This is a genomic window from Paracoccus gahaiensis, assembly GCF_005048225.1.
GTDB classification, from domain to species: domain Bacteria; phylum Pseudomonadota; class Alphaproteobacteria; order Rhodobacterales; family Rhodobacteraceae; genus Paracoccus; species Paracoccus gahaiensis.
In genome coordinates, this window is sequence record NZ_SUNI01000015.1 from 21,693 (window position 1) to 36,151 (window position 14,459).

13 protein-coding genes are annotated in these 14,459 nt (G+C 58.1%); 6 read left to right on the forward strand and 7 right to left on the reverse strand.

Annotation, left to right across the window (positions count from 1 at the left end; genetic code table 11):
• The first annotated feature begins 55 nt into the window (after positions 1 to 55).
• From FA743_RS14345 to FA743_RS14360, 4 genes are all read left to right on the forward strand, one after another.
• The gene (locus tag FA743_RS14345; RefSeq protein WP_136886791.1) at positions 56 to 1,648 is read left to right on the forward strand and encodes an RcgA family putative transporter; all 1,593 of its coding nucleotides are present in this window, start codon (positions 56 to 58) and stop codon (positions 1,646 to 1,648) included.
• Positions 1,638 to 2,642: an alpha/beta hydrolase family protein gene (locus FA743_RS14350; protein WP_136886862.1), complete on the forward strand. Its 1,005-nt coding sequence runs from the start codon at positions 1,638 to 1,640 to the stop codon at positions 2,640 to 2,642. Before FA743_RS14345 ends, FA743_RS14350 begins: the two co-directional genes overlap by 11 nt.
• 134 nt (positions 2,643 to 2,776) lie before the next feature.
• Entirely contained in the window at positions 2,777 to 3,325 is a 549-nt protein-coding gene (locus FA743_RS14355) for a hypothetical protein (protein WP_136886792.1), read from the forward strand.
• A gap of 494 nt (positions 3,326 to 3,819) precedes the next feature.
• Positions 3,820 to 4,386 (forward strand): helix-turn-helix domain-containing protein, encoded by a 567-nt coding sequence (locus tag FA743_RS14360; protein WP_211242283.1) that lies wholly within the window; start codon positions 3,820 to 3,822, stop codon positions 4,384 to 4,386.
• 341 nt (positions 4,387 to 4,727) lie between these two features.
• Here the strand turns inward: FA743_RS14360 and FA743_RS14365 are convergent, their stop codons facing one another.
• The 3 genes from FA743_RS14365 to FA743_RS14375 all read right to left on the reverse strand — a co-directional run bounded on the left by FA743_RS14365 (position 4,728) and on the right by FA743_RS14375 (position 7,796).
• On the reverse strand, positions 4,728 to 4,934 hold the full coding sequence (locus tag FA743_RS14365; RefSeq protein ID WP_135816091.1) for a cold-shock protein: 207 nt from the start codon (positions 4,932 to 4,934) through the stop codon (positions 4,728 to 4,730).
• A gap of 256 nt (positions 4,935 to 5,190) precedes the next feature.
• Positions 5,191 to 7,377, reverse strand: a complete 2,187-nt coding sequence (gene recD2 / locus FA743_RS14370) for an SF1B family DNA helicase RecD2 (RefSeq protein ID WP_136886793.1) — start codon at positions 7,375 to 7,377, stop codon at positions 5,191 to 5,193.
• A 23-nt stretch (positions 7,378 to 7,400) separates the two neighbouring features.
• Entirely contained in the window at positions 7,401 to 7,796 is a 396-nt protein-coding gene (locus FA743_RS14375; RefSeq protein ID WP_136886794.1) for a DUF2934 domain-containing protein, read from the reverse strand.
• Positions 7,797 to 8,080: 284 nt separating this feature from the next.
• Between FA743_RS14375 and FA743_RS14380 the strand changes: the two genes are divergently transcribed.
• On the forward strand, positions 8,081 to 9,517 hold the full coding sequence (locus FA743_RS14380) for a DUF6880 family protein (RefSeq protein ID WP_136886795.1): 1,437 nt from the start codon (positions 8,081 to 8,083) through the stop codon (positions 9,515 to 9,517).
• Between the two features lie 411 nt (positions 9,518 to 9,928).
• On the forward strand, positions 9,929 to 10,150 hold the full coding sequence (locus FA743_RS14385; RefSeq protein ID WP_136886796.1) for a hypothetical protein: 222 nt from the start codon (positions 9,929 to 9,931) through the stop codon (positions 10,148 to 10,150).
• A gap of 532 nt (positions 10,151 to 10,682) precedes the next feature.
• On the opposite strand, the gene FA743_RS14390 is transcribed toward FA743_RS14385, so the two are convergent.
• The 4 genes from FA743_RS14390 to FA743_RS14405 all read right to left on the reverse strand — a co-directional run bounded on the left by FA743_RS14390 (position 10,683) and on the right by FA743_RS14405 (position 14,194).
• On the reverse strand, positions 10,683 to 11,903 hold the full coding sequence (locus tag FA743_RS14390) for a pentapeptide repeat-containing protein (protein ID WP_169308896.1): 1,221 nt from the start codon (positions 11,901 to 11,903) through the stop codon (positions 10,683 to 10,685).
• Positions 11,904 to 11,922: 19 nt separating this feature from the next.
• Positions 11,923 to 12,687: a hypothetical protein gene (locus FA743_RS14395; RefSeq protein WP_136886798.1), complete on the reverse strand. Its 765-nt coding sequence runs from the start codon at positions 12,685 to 12,687 to the stop codon at positions 11,923 to 11,925.
• 381 nt (positions 12,688 to 13,068) lie between these two features.
• Complete coding sequence (locus tag FA743_RS14400; protein WP_136886799.1) at positions 13,069 to 13,683, reverse strand: DUF3800 domain-containing protein; 615 nt, start codon at positions 13,681 to 13,683, stop codon at positions 13,069 to 13,071.
• Positions 13,670 to 14,194: a helix-turn-helix domain-containing protein gene (locus FA743_RS14405; RefSeq protein ID WP_136886800.1), complete on the reverse strand. Its 525-nt coding sequence runs from the start codon at positions 14,192 to 14,194 to the stop codon at positions 13,670 to 13,672. Before FA743_RS14405 ends, FA743_RS14400 begins: the two co-directional genes overlap by 14 nt.
• Positions 14,195 to 14,459 lie beyond the last annotated feature (265 nt).

Sequence of the window (14,459 nt, forward strand, 5' to 3'; positions counted from 1 at the left end):
ATTGAGCGAAATACAACGAAATGAAATCTCGTAATACACTGTCAAATAATGAAAAATTTATGTTCCTCCCGATGGTGATGGCAAGGATTTCAAGACGCTCTTCAACCATCTCGCAGCTGCCGGTGCCGGGCGACCCGTCGACGAGCACGGGTTTCCACAAGGTCCGTGGACCCCAGACCTTCTGACGGAGGCAATCTCACAGATCGACGCGAACCAGGCCGGGATCGAGCTGCGCACTGTCCAGCTCTGGTTTCAGGACAATGACAAAGGCATCAGCCCGGACAATATCCGGTGGCTGGCGCGCATCTTCGGATGCGACAACCCCGAGGCCACAAGCGCATGGCAAGTTGAACTGAGCAGCTCCCAAACGCGATTGATCGCCCAGAGGCGGCAGCGGCGACAGCCATCGGCCAGCTGTGATCAAGGCGTGGACAGCAGCGAGGAACCGGCAGCCGCCGGTGACGACACGATTGTCCTGGAGGCACCAGATGATCGGTCGTCTGACATCCGGCCGATCAAAGGCTTCAGCCTTGCTCGGAAGTCTGAGGAAATCTTTGGCGGGGGATCATTTCTGGATCTGCCGGCATCGGTCTTCGCGGGGGCAATTGCGCTTGGATTCATGTCTGTCTTCTTGGGCGTCCACAGCATCAGCTACGCCGAAGGCAACGGTACTCTCAGGCAGGTCGGATTTCTTTGGGCCCCCAACTGGACCCTCCTGTTCATGATCTTCATGCCTCTTTTCCTCGGCTTCTCGAGAGAGATTTTGGCCTACTGGAAGAATGAGGGCCGGGCGCAACTCGTTGCATCCAATGGCGGCGCAGGGGGCGACGATGGGTGGAGAACGAAAGTCGAGGCTTCCCCCCTCACCTACTGGGCGGTCTTTCTTGTTTGTATAGGATTTGCGGGTATTTTTCAGTGGATCAGCGTTCGTTTTATCCCCTTGCTGGAAGGGGGTGGTGATTATGCAGTTGATTGGGGATCCATCGGTATCTTGAGGCCTGAAGTCGTGTCCATCTCCGCAGAGGCAATATTTACGGCACTCACCTACCTGTATATGTGCCTGTGCTTTTACCTCTTTTTTGTCGGCCTTATTCTGATTTACACGATGGTGTATGATTATAAGAATATCAGGAGATTGGTGGATACGTCACGCGACAGGATATTTCCGGATATCGGCATATCTATCGGCGAGAGCATCATGCGCGGTATTTTCAGATGCACTCTGTCGGGTGTCCTGATTGCGATTTGCATGAAGCTCCAAGCCATTTACCTCTTAACGAACAGTGGAAATATTCTGGAGTGGCTAACTCAGGATTTCACGTCGGTGGTGATTGGGCAGGGCCATGGAATTAGTTTGCACGATTTTACTGCCCCAACACAATATACAAGCCTTCTGATCATTTTGGTAACCTGCTTCGTCTTCGTCTCTGCCCTTACCCAGATCAAAATTAATGTTGACGGTGGTGCAAGCTCCATGAAAATGGCGGCAATCATCGCGCTGTTGGTCGTATCTTATCTCGCGATAGGTGCATTTCAGGGCTTTTCAATACTGTTGGGAGCTTCGGTTCTTCTTGCAATTTACGGGCTGCTTGATCCGAGGCTAGGATCAGGGCCCAAGAGCAATGGAGCACGCGTCATTGTATCATAGCTGGCTGGATCGTTGGGACGATCGGCGCGCGCAGCGGGGAAACGCGGTGAAAGAAAGAACCGCGTTCCGTCTGGATCCGGAACTCGCTTTCCCTTTTTTCCAAAAGGAAGAAATTGGCATTGAGGGCTTCTGCGATCTTGCAGACCAAGCCGTGGCAGACGCTTCATTCTTTTATCAACCTACAGGGTCTGGTCTGATCTTCGAGTGGCAGAATGGTTGGATCGAGTTTCCATCCGATATTTCAACGGACACCGCGGAAAACAACCTTGTCAGGGCAAAGGTAACCGAGAGTAAGTCACAAAAACACGCGCTGATCATTTTCCATCATTGGAATGCAAGCGCTCGATATCGTCAGATCGCCAGATTTTTCTCGAGACGGGGTATCACGGTTGTTGAGATCGCGATGCCCTATCACTTTGAGCGCAGTCGCCCGGGGTCCCGATATGCGGACGCCCTGCTCAGTCCGAACCTGGGTCTTACCATTCAGTCAGTCCGCCAGGCGGTCGTGGATGGACGGAAGCTCATACGCGTCCTGGAGCGCCGAGGCTATGAGCAGATTTCGGTCATGGGCCTGAGCCTGGGATCCTGGGTGGCCGGCCTCGTCGCAGCCAATGACCCGGCAGTCCAAAAGGCTGTGCTGTGTCTTACGGCCGGAAGTCTCGCCGATATGGTCTGGACCGGGCGCGCCACAGAGCACATTCGCGCCAGCCTGGCAGGACAGATTGATCTGACCCAGCTCAACCGAGCATGGAGTCCGTTGAATCTGGAAAACTACATAGGACAGCTGGCGCGCCCCGATCTGGAGCTTCAGATCGTGCTGGCGCAACGCGACACGGTGGTGTTGCCGCATCTGTCACAGCCGCTGATAGCAAAACTGGCGGAGGCAGGAGCCCGGGCTGACATCCTGGAGCTGAACTGTGGACACTATTCGTTTGCCCTTCCACCCTACATCCTGCGCAGCGGCCTCCGCACCTTGCGGCTGCTGACAGGATGATCCGTCAAAGAATGACTTCCTAGGCGTTGCCAAACCGCTTCCCTGGGCTCTATACGATCTTATACTGATGACAGTCATCGTATAAATTCGTCCGTTCTGGGAGAGTGGCTATGTGTCGAAACCTGAGCCCAGGCATGTTGGGTGTGATGACTGTGGTGGCAGCGGGGTTCGTGGCGCCATCAAGTGGTGCCGCTCAGCCCTACCCTATCGACTGTGCGATCCTCCTGTGCATGGCCGGTGGGTTTCCGCATTCGGCCGAGTGCACAGCGGCCCAGATCGAGGTCATCCGGCGCGTGACCCCTTGGCCGATCGAGCCGCCGTTACAGCTCTGGAATTGCCCAATGGGTGGGGGCGGGTCGATGCCCGGTCCCAGTCTGGGCTCTGATGGGATCACCCCAGAGATCAGGCAGTATCGTGACGCTGTTGAGGTCTGGGAGCTTTCCAAGCGGATCGAGAACAGCAGTGGTGGCCGCAATGTGTCCGCGACTGCGATCCGGAATTTCTACAACAGTGACGGCGAATTCGTCCGGCAGGCTCAGAGCAATGTTCCAGCTTGGGTGAGCGCAGCGGTTGCGGAGCATACAGGGAGCACCTTCACATCGGACCATATGAGCTTCCGGGCCATTCTGCTCCGGATGCAGGACCATACCGGTGAGTATTCCACCGAATGGGTCAGCTACTGATGCAGGTAGGTCGCCGCCGACCGCAACACAAAGGACCGCCACATTCGTGAGGCGATCGTCAAAATGCCTGCATAAGGACGAGGAATGAACATCACTAGATAAACCACGACCCCAAAAGTAAAACCCCCCGCGCGGGGGTCCGCACGAGGGGGCTTGGTTTTGGTAACACAGGTTTGGCGACCTGAATTAGCACCGTTCCATGTGCTATAGTTACCCTCCAACTCCCAAAAATCAAGAGCAAAAACGCATCTGTGCGGACGGATACGGCTGGCCTGCGGACACCGCGCTTCTTGATCGAGGAGCAACAGATGACTACCGGGATGACCGCTACGCGCGGCAGATTTTTCCAACGCATAGACAGCGTTATCGAAGAAACGCGAACAGAGGGCTGCGCAAGGCAACGTCCGCCCCTACACCGCAATTCGCGCCGGGCAGGATCGTGCGAAGCGTCGTTCTGGCGCGGGACGTCACGCCAGGATGTTCAGAAGGTGCTGATGGCTGCCCAGAAGTATGAGCGGGAGAACCGCGCACCTGGCAAGCGCAACGGGCCCCTCGGCGGCATTGCCCTGGAGGTTCTCGCCCTGTTTGCCAATCTGGTGAACTTCAAGTCTGGGCGACTGGACCCGTCCCTGGACTATATCACCGATAAGCTGCGCCGGTCGCGGGATGCGGTTGTGCGGGCATTGAAGGCGCTGCGCGATCACGGGTTTCTGGACTGGTTGCGCCGGTTCGAGCCAACACCAAACGACGGCAAGGGGCCGCAGGTGCGGCAGGTCAGCAATGCCTATCGGCTGTCCGTCCCAAGGCGTGCCCTGGCGCTTCTAGGGCGATGGGCTGGACGCCCAACGCCACCGGATGACGACCAAGGTGCCCGCGCTGATCGCGCCGCCATGGAAGCCGAGCATGTTGCCACCCTCGATCTGGCCGGATTTGCTACGTTCCATATTGAGGATTCAGACCTTGCGAAGGCGCTGGCCCAGATAGGAAAAGCCATCGATTTACGCGAGTCTGCCAAGCGGACTGAATCCCAATCTACCTCTTGTTCTTATGCCGGATCATGAAGCAGACGCTGCGCACATGAAGCCTCATGCTTGCCTGCGGAGGTTCCAATTCGTGAAAGGGGGCCGGGCAACGGCACCCAAAGCACCCTATACTCAACCGTTAGCTGCGACGGCACTGTCGTATGGCTGAGGAAAACAATCTGTTGAGAGGATGGCACTGTAGCGATCGACCTCACCGCGTTCCCCCCCCTCTGGCCTCGGTTATTTGATGTCCAATCACCCTCATCCTGAGAAGGCTGAAGGAGATCGGCGACACCTTGCGGTTAAAAGACCAAAGCGGCCTTGCGAACGGGACGTTGCACTGCATCCGCCCCGCCTGCTTGCCTCAAGGGCACGTCTGGTCATGCAAGAGACAGGTTCACCGCGCTCTCGCGATTGTCTCGGCCAGCTTCGATATCAAAGCTGACCTTCTGTCCATCTGCCAGAGAACGAAGGCCAGCGCGCTCGACAGCTGAAATATGGACGAAAATGTCCTTGTTGCCGTTATCGGGCTGGATAAAGCCAAACCCTTTTGTTTCGTTGAACCATTTCACAGTTCCGGTTGCCATTTTGTCTTCCTTGATTAATTTGTGCAGCAAAGCTGCTACTCTCAAGAAAACCCGTTGATGAACACTTGTCGAGACGCAACATGCAGCGGATTGCAAGCCGGCAGTATGATTCCGGAGCGGACGGCAGACTAAACTCGGACGCCGCGCATCTCGCTCTGGATAGATTGATCCGGCATCAGGGTGACCACCCGCCTCTGCATTCCCAGGTAGCGGGTGGGCACTGGGCGCGACAGAGGGGACCCCACCGCCCCTCCGCTCAGCCCGGCTTTGCGGCGGCCAGCCACTCGTCGAGCTTTGACCAGCGGCGGCGCCCCGAGGTGTTTTTGACGGCGATGGCCACGGCCCTCTTCTGCCCCACCAGGACAACCAGCTTCCTGCCGCGGGTGACGCCGGTGTAGATGAGGTTGCGCTGCAGCATGGCGTAATGCTGGGTCATCACCGGGATGACCACCGCTGGATACTCCGAGCCCTGGCTCTTGTGGATGGTCGCGGCGTAAGCCGGCACCAGCGTGTCCAATTCCCCAAAGGCGAACACGACGGTGCGGCCGTCGAAGTTGACGGCCACCTCGCCTTCATTCAGATCGACGTCCTCGATCGATCCGATGTCGCCGTTATAGACCTCTCGGTCATAGTCATTCTCGATCTGCATGACCTTGTCGCCGGGGGCGAAGGTCCATCCGAACCGCTCGACCTTTTTGTCGCCTGCCGGGTTCAGGACGGCCTGCAGTTCGATGTTGAGCGACCGGGCGCCGACACCGCCCCGGTTCATTGGGCAGAGCACCTGGATGTCCCTGATCGGATCGAGGCCGAACCGGCGAGGGATGCGTTTGCTGACAAGCTCCACAATGCGCTGTACGGCCTGCTCCGGGTCCGCCGCCGGCACGAAGTAGAAGTCAGCCTCTGCGTCCGGTGGTGTGAGATCCGGCATCCGGCCAGCGTTGATGGCGTGCGCCGTGGTGATGATCTTGCTTTGTGCGGCTTGCCGGAAGACTTCCGTCAGCCGAACCACCGGCACGGCACCGGAGCCGATGATGTCTGCAAGGACCTGCCCGGGCCCGACAGAGGGAAGCTGGTCGATGTCGCCGACGATCAAAAGCGCTGCCGTGCCCGGTACGGCCTTCATCAACGATTGCATCAGGAGCACGTCGACCATCGAGCTCTCATCGACAACCAGCAGATCGCAATCGAGCGGGTTCTCGTCACTGCGCTTGAAGCCAAAGGCCTTGGGGTCGAACTCCAGTAGCCGGTGAATGGTCCTGGCCTCCATGCCCGTGGCCTCGGACATGCGTTTGGCGGCGCGTCCGGTCGGCGCGCACAGCAAAAGCTTCACGGCCTTGGCGTGCAGGACGCGGAGGATCGAATTCACGATCGTGGTCTTGCCCACGCCGGGTCCCCCGGTGATCACCAGGATCTTGGACCTCAGCGCCAGGCGAATGGCCTCTGCCTGACTGGCCGCAAGGGTCAGACCCGTCTTCTGTTCGATCCACGGCAGGGCCTTGTCGGCGTCGATTGCCGACCAGGGCAGAGGCGCCCTCCGGATCCGCTGGAGGTGCTCGGCGATTGCGCGCTCTGCCTGGTAGAGCCCGGCCAGGAAGATGCACTCCGCATCCCCGACCCGATCTGCGATGACCGTGCCCTCGGCAAGCTCCTCGTGCAGGGCGCTCTCGATCAGCGTCGCGGGCACGTCGAGGAGCTTTTCCGCAAGCGTAATCAGCTCCGCGCGTGGCAGGCCGCAGTGGCCGTTGCCCATTGCCTCTGCCAGCGCAAACGACACCCCCGCGCGCAGACGTATCTGGGCAGTTTTCTCGATCCCGAGCTTTTCTGCGATTGTGTCTGCCGTGCGAAAGCCGATGCCGCGGATGTCCCTGGCTAGGCGATACGGGTTCTCGCTCATCACCTGCACGGCGTCGGTGCCGTAGGTTTTGAAGATCCGCACCGCGCGCGCTGTCCCCACAGCGTGCTGATGCAAGAAGACCATGATCTCGCGAATGACCTTCTGGTCCGCCCAACCCGTGGTAATCTTCGCCGCCCGCAGAGGACCAATGCCTTCGACCTCGCGCAGACGTTCCGGTGTCGCCTCAACGATATCAAAGACGTCGGTGCCGAACTGCTTGACCAGCCGCCGGGCATAGACAGGCCCGATCCCGCGGATCATGCCGGAGCCCAGGTACTTTTCGATCCCCTCACGGGTGGAGGGTGCATGGGTCTTTAGAAAGTGCGCCTTAAACTGCAGACCATGGGTGCGGTCGTTGAGCCAGATGCCGGACGCCGTGATCCACTCCCCTGCGGAGATCATCGCGGCATGTCCCACGACGGTGACAAGATCCCGATGCCCTCGCGCCTTGACCCGCAGGACGCAAAAGCCAGTCTCGGCGTTGTGGAACGTGACCCGCTCGACCAGGCCCGCCAACACTTCTGTTCCGCTGTCGGCCTGCGACGTCATGCGCGGCGCATCCCACGGCTCCCCTACTCGGCCGCGTCAGTTCCTTCGGCGACCACCTTTGGTTTACGGCCCCGCTTTGCCTTGGGGACATCGCCCTCCTCAGCCATGGCTTTCGGTTTGCGGCCCCTGGTCGCTTTCGGGGCATCTGCCGAGGGCTCGGTGCGTGCCTCGGCTGCCGCCTTGGGCGGCCGGCCGCGCTTCGCTTTCGGTGCTTCCGCGACCTCGCTCCCGGATGTCGCCGCCTTGCGCCCTCGGCTTCCAACCTTTGCGGCCGGTGCGGACGCTCGTGCGCCTTCCTCCGCCGCAATCTCGCGTTCGGCCTGCGACCAGTGTTCGGCATCCTGCCCCTGTGGACGACCGGCTTGCTCCCAAAGAGCGTGCGCCCGATCCCGGACCTTTTGTGTGCGTTCGTCATCCATGATGAAACTCCATCTTTACCACCGCAACTATCCCGTTTTCCTGCCCAGACCGCAGGATAGTAACGCCTCTCGTTGAAGATCTGCAGTTCAGCGTGCCACGGCGACACGGCGTTTCCAAGAGATCCCTCAGCGCAAGGCTGGTCATGGATCTACGGTGCACTGTGCCGCTCCATCGCCCTCTGCGCAACCGGTGAACCGCCACCCGCCTCCTAGGGCAAGATTGCCTTGAGGCACCGGCGCTGTAGAGTGTTTATGACCCACGAGAGCACTGGTATCGCCAACCCATGTCCAAGAAGACCCTGAACAAAGAAAATCTACAGAAGCTGGGTTCGGAGACGCTAGCCGGACTGGTGATGGATCTGGTGCAGGGTAGCGCGACACTTCAGCGACGCGCACGGATGGAACTCAGCGCTGCACAGGGGCCAAAAGACGTCGCCGCCGATATCCGGAAACGCTTCGCCTCGCTCCGGCGCTCGACCAGCTATATCGACTGGCGCCAGCAACGAGCGCTGGTCAAGGATCTCGATGGCCTTCTGGGCGCAATCGAAAGCAACATAGCTGCAGTGGACGCCAGCGAGGCCTTTGAACTGCTCTGGTCGTTTCTGCAACTCGCTCCTTCGATTTACGAACGCACAGACGACAGCAACGGCGCAGTCGGGGGCGTGATGGCTGAGGCTGTTGATCTGATTGCCGCGATCGCACCTCGGTTGTCGCCTGACCCTGAAACATTGGCAGAGCGGATACTCGAAGCCGTTGCAGAGGCAGCCTATGGCGAGTTCGATGGGATCATTCCAGCGACGGCAGAAGCCTTGGGAACCGATGGCCTTGACCACTTGAAGCAGATCACCGAGGCGTGGGCAGCACAGCCGCCCACCACCCAGGATCTGGACCGATACGCAGGCTACGGCTTTTCAAGCTCGCCCGAAGAGATTGCTTATCGGCAGAAACAGGGCACCAGGTCGATTATCCTGGCCGATATTGCGGACGCCCAAGGTGATGTCGACGCCTACATGGCCCGTTACTCGGAAGAGCAGCTGACCTACGCAACCATTGCGCCCGGCGTCGCCCGCAGATTGCTGGATGCGGGCCGCATCGAAGACGCCCTTGGTGTCAGCGAGCGCGCAAAGGCGGCCGAAGGCGCGACGTCATTCATGATGTACGACGACAACCTCGACGAGGTCTACGAGGAGTGCCTCGAGAAGCTGGGTAAGGCGGACGAGCTGAAGGACCACCTGTGGAACGCCTTCCGGGAGAACCTGAGCAAACGCAGCCTCCGGAAATACTTGAAGCTGCTTCCCGACTTCGACGATATCGAAGCAGAGCAAAAGGCTTTGGATCTTGTCGAAGCTTTCTCGCACACTGACACCGCCATCAGCTTCCTCATTGAGTGGCCAGCTCATGAGCGTGCGGCGAAGGTAGTGCTGGCGCGGGCGAACGATCTGGATGGAAATTCCTACCATATATTGACGACAGGGGCCGCCGCCCTTGAACCCCAATATCCGTTGGCTGCAACATTGATGCGTCGCGCCATGGTTCAGGACACGCTGGATGGGGGGAAGTCCAAGCGATACCGATACGCGGCGCGTCACCTAGCCGAATGCCAGTCCTGCGATGCGTCCATCGATGATTACGGCGGTTTCCCCACACACGAGACGTTTGTTCAGGCTCTCAAGCAAAAGCACGGGCGCAAATATGGGTTCTGGCAACTGGCTGACGGGTAACGGCCATTTTTGTATTGCATCACCCTGTCGGCTTTCGCGCGAAGTTGCCCGGTACGGCTGAAACTCATGAGCCACAAAAGCGCGCTGGATCCTGATCCGGGTTCCGCTTTGATACGTAGTTCGGCTCGTGCCGGCGCAAGGAAAATCTGCAACTCTAGAAAATTCTCTGCATTGGCAAGATCCCGCCGCAAGGCACGCAGGGCCAGCTGATAGTGCGAGATCAGCTGGCGAAAACGGGCTGGTGCGCCTATACGCCAAGCTACTATGCAACGGCATCAATGTGATAATGCAATAATGCCTGCACATCGACCAGCGTGACAGTAGCTTCAACTGCGTGCGCGTGGGCATCTGCTAGGCAGATTGCCTGGTTTTTCTCTTCCCGCTCGCCTAACGAGCTCCTAGCGAGGCATCATGACTGAGTCATACAGCAGGCAGCGTCAACAGGCGGAGATTGCTTTCGCTAAGACACAATTGCCGCTAACTTCCAGAGGACGGGCTTTTGAAGAACTCGATGCGCTCAAGGTCACGCGCGAGGAAAAAACCCTGAGGCTGCGCGAAGCTCGTCGTGCCAAGGAACTGCAGGATAATCCCGAGCCCACAGCCACATCAGCCTTCAAAAATATGCGACCTTGAAGATGAGCTCATAGCTCATCCACGGACACCGCGATTTCTTAGCTGGCGGCGTCCAGCGTATCGGTAAAATCGCCCGTGGCAAAGCCCTTCGTAGGCGCGTTTCTCGCTTTATCGGGATCCGAAGCACTTGAAGCTAACCCCACCGCGGCGGACCGCCCCATTCCAGTTGCGATTGCCAGTGCCAAAAATAGCCCCAAGTTGGCCTTATTGCTACATAACAAAGCTTATTCCGCTCTTCCCTGTTAGCGGGGTGGGTTCTACACTGAGACGCGAAAATCTATCATTTGCTCGCTTTTGTAGATCGACGAACATCCCCTCGGCCTAACATCTCTACCCTTCCCGAGCACCGCATCATTGCAGGTATGTGGCGCAGACGTTCGTTCGACTCGACCGCATGCAAAGCTGTCTTCCCGGATCAGAATTATCCTTAACCAGCCGATACGTAGCCACCGCCAATGCTGTGGGCGTGCAGCGACGTGTAGAGCCATTACAGGCTTCATCAGCTACCTAGGCAATGGAGCGGGTTGGCCATCTAATTTCCGCTGGAGCGCCTCATGCTCCAAGTGCTCCGAGCGAGCTGCCCTGCTTTTTTTTGCTCGCGTTCCCGGCGGGCAGCAAGCCGTGCCTTGGCGGCCATCGACCGGGCAGGATCGTCTCGGGCGAAGATTGTGCGAAGCACAGGCGCTGAACAAAGGACCTCTGCCTGTCTTTCGTTGATGATCGCGGTGCTTACTAGCGTAGATTTAGTCGAAATCTTCTTTTTCGAGGACGCGTCCGGGTTCAGCCGCGCCTCGATCGCATCAAGGCGGTGCATGATAGCCGCGGAAATCTGCGCCCCCGCTGCGTCCTCGAAAAGCTCGGACAGATCTAGGACATCTTCGCCCTCCACGTCATCCAGCAGCGCCGCTCGATTGACGGCAGCCACGTGATGCCGTCCCAGGCCAATGGCGGCTTCAAGGATCAATTGCTTTCGAAGGCCCGAGTTCTCCGGGCGCAGGAACAGTCCTTTCATGCTCTCAAAATTCTGCATGAAAATGCCGGTATTTGCGCTGGCCTTGAAGGCAGACAGGCGGACACGCGGAGATTTCGCTGTGCATAGCTGGACGATGAAGGCTCTAACATCCGGATCATCCGCGTGAAGGCTGGATGCGATCGTCGTGAATTTCTCGATCAGCGACGTATTTTCACTTTGCCGCGCGAAAATGCTCAGCATCAACTCGTGGAGTTCGGTGCGGGAACCGGTGATGCTTCTAAGGAAGTAGAACAGGTCGGTGCGCTTGGTCAGGTCAATGTCGTCGGCGAGCAGCTTCTGGCAAAGGATTGCCGCAGTCTCTTGGTCGGCCTTTTTCAGGATCGAGTGCCTCTCGGGCCGATTTCTATAGCGTTCATGCAACCAGCCGGAGATTTCGAAGGGATCGCCTTCGAGCAGTGTTCGATACATGCGGACGGCCATCGGGTTTTCTCTGAAAAGCAAAAGCTCTCGGTAGTAGGTCGCAAAGCATGATCCTTGGAGGTCGGCTCCATCGAAATTGGTGCTGCCGTCGAAGATGACGTCGGCACCGTAGCCGCCTCGCAGGTCTGCGCCGCGAAAGTCGAACCCGCGCAAATCGGCCCTCGAAAAGTCAGTATCTCGAAGGTTGCTGAAGCGAAAGTCCCGCGCGGGGTCTAGGCACAGCGCGACGCAAACTTCCGAGAATTGCCCAGATGTCACGGCGACGCCTTCGAAGGCCGCTTCAATATCTCCGGGATCCAAGAGCTCCTGAAGACTTGCCTCACTCCTCATCTGGTAACTCAATATTCGCGGAAGACAACGTGATTTCGCCAACGTATTTGCCGGATCCCCGAAGCGCAGAATCTATCGATTTCGCGATGAAAATGTCTAACAGCCGGCGCTGTGTCGTGCTGAACCTTTTGAAATACCTCCAGGAAATGGGGTCCCTCACGACGTTGCCTATTGTGACATCCCTCTGCTTCACAGTCGCACGCGCCAGCACAGCTGTTCGATTTGCTCGCTCCGTGCGAGTAAACCGCACTAAGCTGTCACTTTCCAAGTAGGTCCCGTCAAGCTGGCTGTCGTCTGCTTCTCTGACTTCCCAACGGAGGTTCGGCATCGCCTTTACTCGGTGGTGCACGAGGCGGTCATGTGTGGTCAGGACGGTTTCCCGCCGCACCGACGCCTCCACCTGGCCTGAGGCAGAGCTTCCAAGCGTTGGACCGGTTATGTCAAGATTTGCCTTTGCTGACGCTTTGAAAGCTGTCGCTACATCATTTCCCTGGGTGACCACCCTGTCCATCTCGGAGGTCGGCTGTCTGCGGGGCTCGCCGAAGCGGCTTCCGGGCACGGGCGTCGCTCCTTCAAGGGCGAGGGACAGCGTCAACTTCGATATCGAGATTTCGCAGGTCTCGTCACCCAGATCTACATCTCCGGAGGCGAGCCGCAACTCAACGATGCAGTCCAGCTCACATTCGCGCGCGGCCGAAGGTTCCACGCGGATGACCAACTCGCACAGCTCGGAAACAGCATTCCTGGTATTCATATGACCTCCGCGGCTACCGCCAGTATTAAACCCTAAAAAGCGATCGACACCCCCGCTTGCTACGTCCTACGTGGTGCATTTCTGCTCTTCAGCCGGTTCGACCAGCGGCTATGGGCTTAGGCTATATGGGAATTGGCCGCGCCGGAACTTCGCACTGCGCCTATGAAGGTTCTAAGAGGGTATGGTATGTCGAGCAGGCTAGAGATCGCTTCTAGACACGAAGCAAACCTACGTTGACATACTTAGTAATGAACTCTATATATCTCCTTGTGACCCGTCATGCCGCGTGCAGGGCGAGCGCAGCGGTGACCCGGGCCTTCAACGAGGACGGTTGCCAGCCGCACACAAAAAGCTGCTCCTATGGGGCAGCTTTTTGTGTATTCAGACTATACGGATCTTGTAATTCTGCCGCAGTCCCTCCGCGTTCTCCTCGCCTCGGCGAATCCACATGCGCGCATATGCAACGACATCGGCTAGCTGAAGCATCCTAGACGCAGCCGAGTCGATCTGCGTGGCATGCGTCACGGCACGAAATCGACCGTCCCGCTTCTGGGCTGTCGCGATTGCCGACATGAAGTCTGGATGGGTGTTCTGTTCGTTCCGGTCCAGAATGAGCTCCACGTTTCCGATGTTCCGGTCGCGGATATTGTTTTCGTCTCTGAACTGCTTTGCGGCAATCTTGACAGCTTCGACGACGTCGTTCGCATAGATCTGCGGCGCCGTCCCGACAGTCGACGTGCCCAAACGGTTCAGCATCACCATTCCATTTGGTGTCTCCGTCTGCGCAAAGCGCGCCAGCAGGCTCTGCAGATACTCATGCTGGAGTCCTGCTGCGTGCAGTTCATTCACGTTCGGCTCCAGAAGGTCGCTAAGCGACTTGTCTGCCCTGCCTGCATCCCGTGCCCATAGCATGACACACCCCAAGGCGAAGTTCGGCTGTCCTGCCGTTCCGCATTCGTCGATGAAGCACAGGATCTTTTTGTTAAGCCGTGCCATTAATAACCCCCGTCCGCGCTCGTGTGCGCTTGGGTGCCTCGACAACAGATTTGAGCGCTCTCCTCTCCTCGCGCTCTTTCTCAAATTTCGGCTGCAGTCTCTTCAGCTTCGCGATCAGGCCGTCAAGGTGGTAGGTGTTCGAACTCCAATCCCCGAAGGATGTCAGCTGCTGCTCCCGCCTAATCAGACCACGGTCTTCGAGTTTCTTGATGTTAATGCGGAGGGTGTCAGTCGTGATGCCCATCCGTTGCGCCAACTCCTCCTTTGATGGAAAGGGCGGGCGGTCGGGATTGATATAGTAGCTTAGGAGTTGCACGATGATGTTGAACTGCGTCGTATTGATCCCGAGCGCTGCTTGACTGCGAACTAGGATATTTGGGATCGCCGTGTAGCCGTGGTCCCAGACCTTCGCTCCGAAGATCTTTGCGCCCGAGGACATTACACGTTTCGCGGTCGCCTTCGCGGCGGGCTGGGGTTTCGTAGGTTTAGGTGGTGTTGTTTTCTTTGCCATCTTGGGCCTCCTGACCTTTGGATCTACGCAGGTCAGAGGCAGCGCTCAATGCAGCAAACGCATCTCGCGATGCCGGGTTTTCGCCCCCACCGGAACTATATCTATCCCGCTATCTTAAATCCCGCTGCTTGTACACACGCTACTTAGATGCTGGGTTTTCGGGGAGGGGGTGGGGGCGAGAATCACGCAGGTGGTGGCCATGAAAACCTCGCATCGATAGATGTCGATTTTTCGGCTAACGCTTGGTCTCAGGCCTGATTTTAGC

What these genes read in the sequence shown, in the direction of transcription:
- FA743_RS14355 (WP_136886792.1), top strand. Translation starts at nt 2,777, where the DNA reads ATGTTGGGTGTGATGACTGTGGTGGCAGCGGGGTTCGTGGCGCCATCA.
- FA743_RS14360 (WP_211242283.1), top strand. Translation starts at nt 3,820, where the DNA reads ATGGCTGCCCAGAAGTATGAGCGGGAGAACCGCGCACCTGGCAAGCGC.
- FA743_RS14365 (WP_135816091.1), bottom strand. Translation starts at nt 4,934, where the DNA reads ATGGCAACCGGAACTGTGAAATGGTTCAACGAAACAAAAGGGTTTGGC.
- recD2 (WP_136886793.1), bottom strand. Translation starts at nt 7,377, where the DNA reads ATGACGTCGCAGGCCGACAGCGGAACAGAAGTGTTGGCGGGCCTGGTC.
- FA743_RS14375 (WP_136886794.1), bottom strand. Translation starts at nt 7,796, where the DNA reads ATGGATGACGAACGCACACAAAAGGTCCGGGATCGGGCGCACGCTCTT.
- FA743_RS14380 (WP_136886795.1), top strand. Translation starts at nt 8,081, where the DNA reads ATGTCCAAGAAGACCCTGAACAAAGAAAATCTACAGAAGCTGGGTTCG.
- FA743_RS14385 (WP_136886796.1), top strand. Translation starts at nt 9,929, where the DNA reads ATGACTGAGTCATACAGCAGGCAGCGTCAACAGGCGGAGATTGCTTTC.
- FA743_RS14395 (WP_136886798.1), bottom strand. Translation starts at nt 12,687, where the DNA reads ATGAATACCAGGAATGCTGTTTCCGAGCTGTGCGAGTTGGTCATCCGC.
- FA743_RS14400 (WP_136886799.1), bottom strand. Translation starts at nt 13,683, where the DNA reads ATGGCACGGCTTAACAAAAAGATCCTGTGCTTCATCGACGAATGCGGA.
- FA743_RS14405 (WP_136886800.1), bottom strand. Translation starts at nt 14,194, where the DNA reads ATGGCAAAGAAAACAACACCACCTAAACCTACGAAACCCCAGCCCGCC.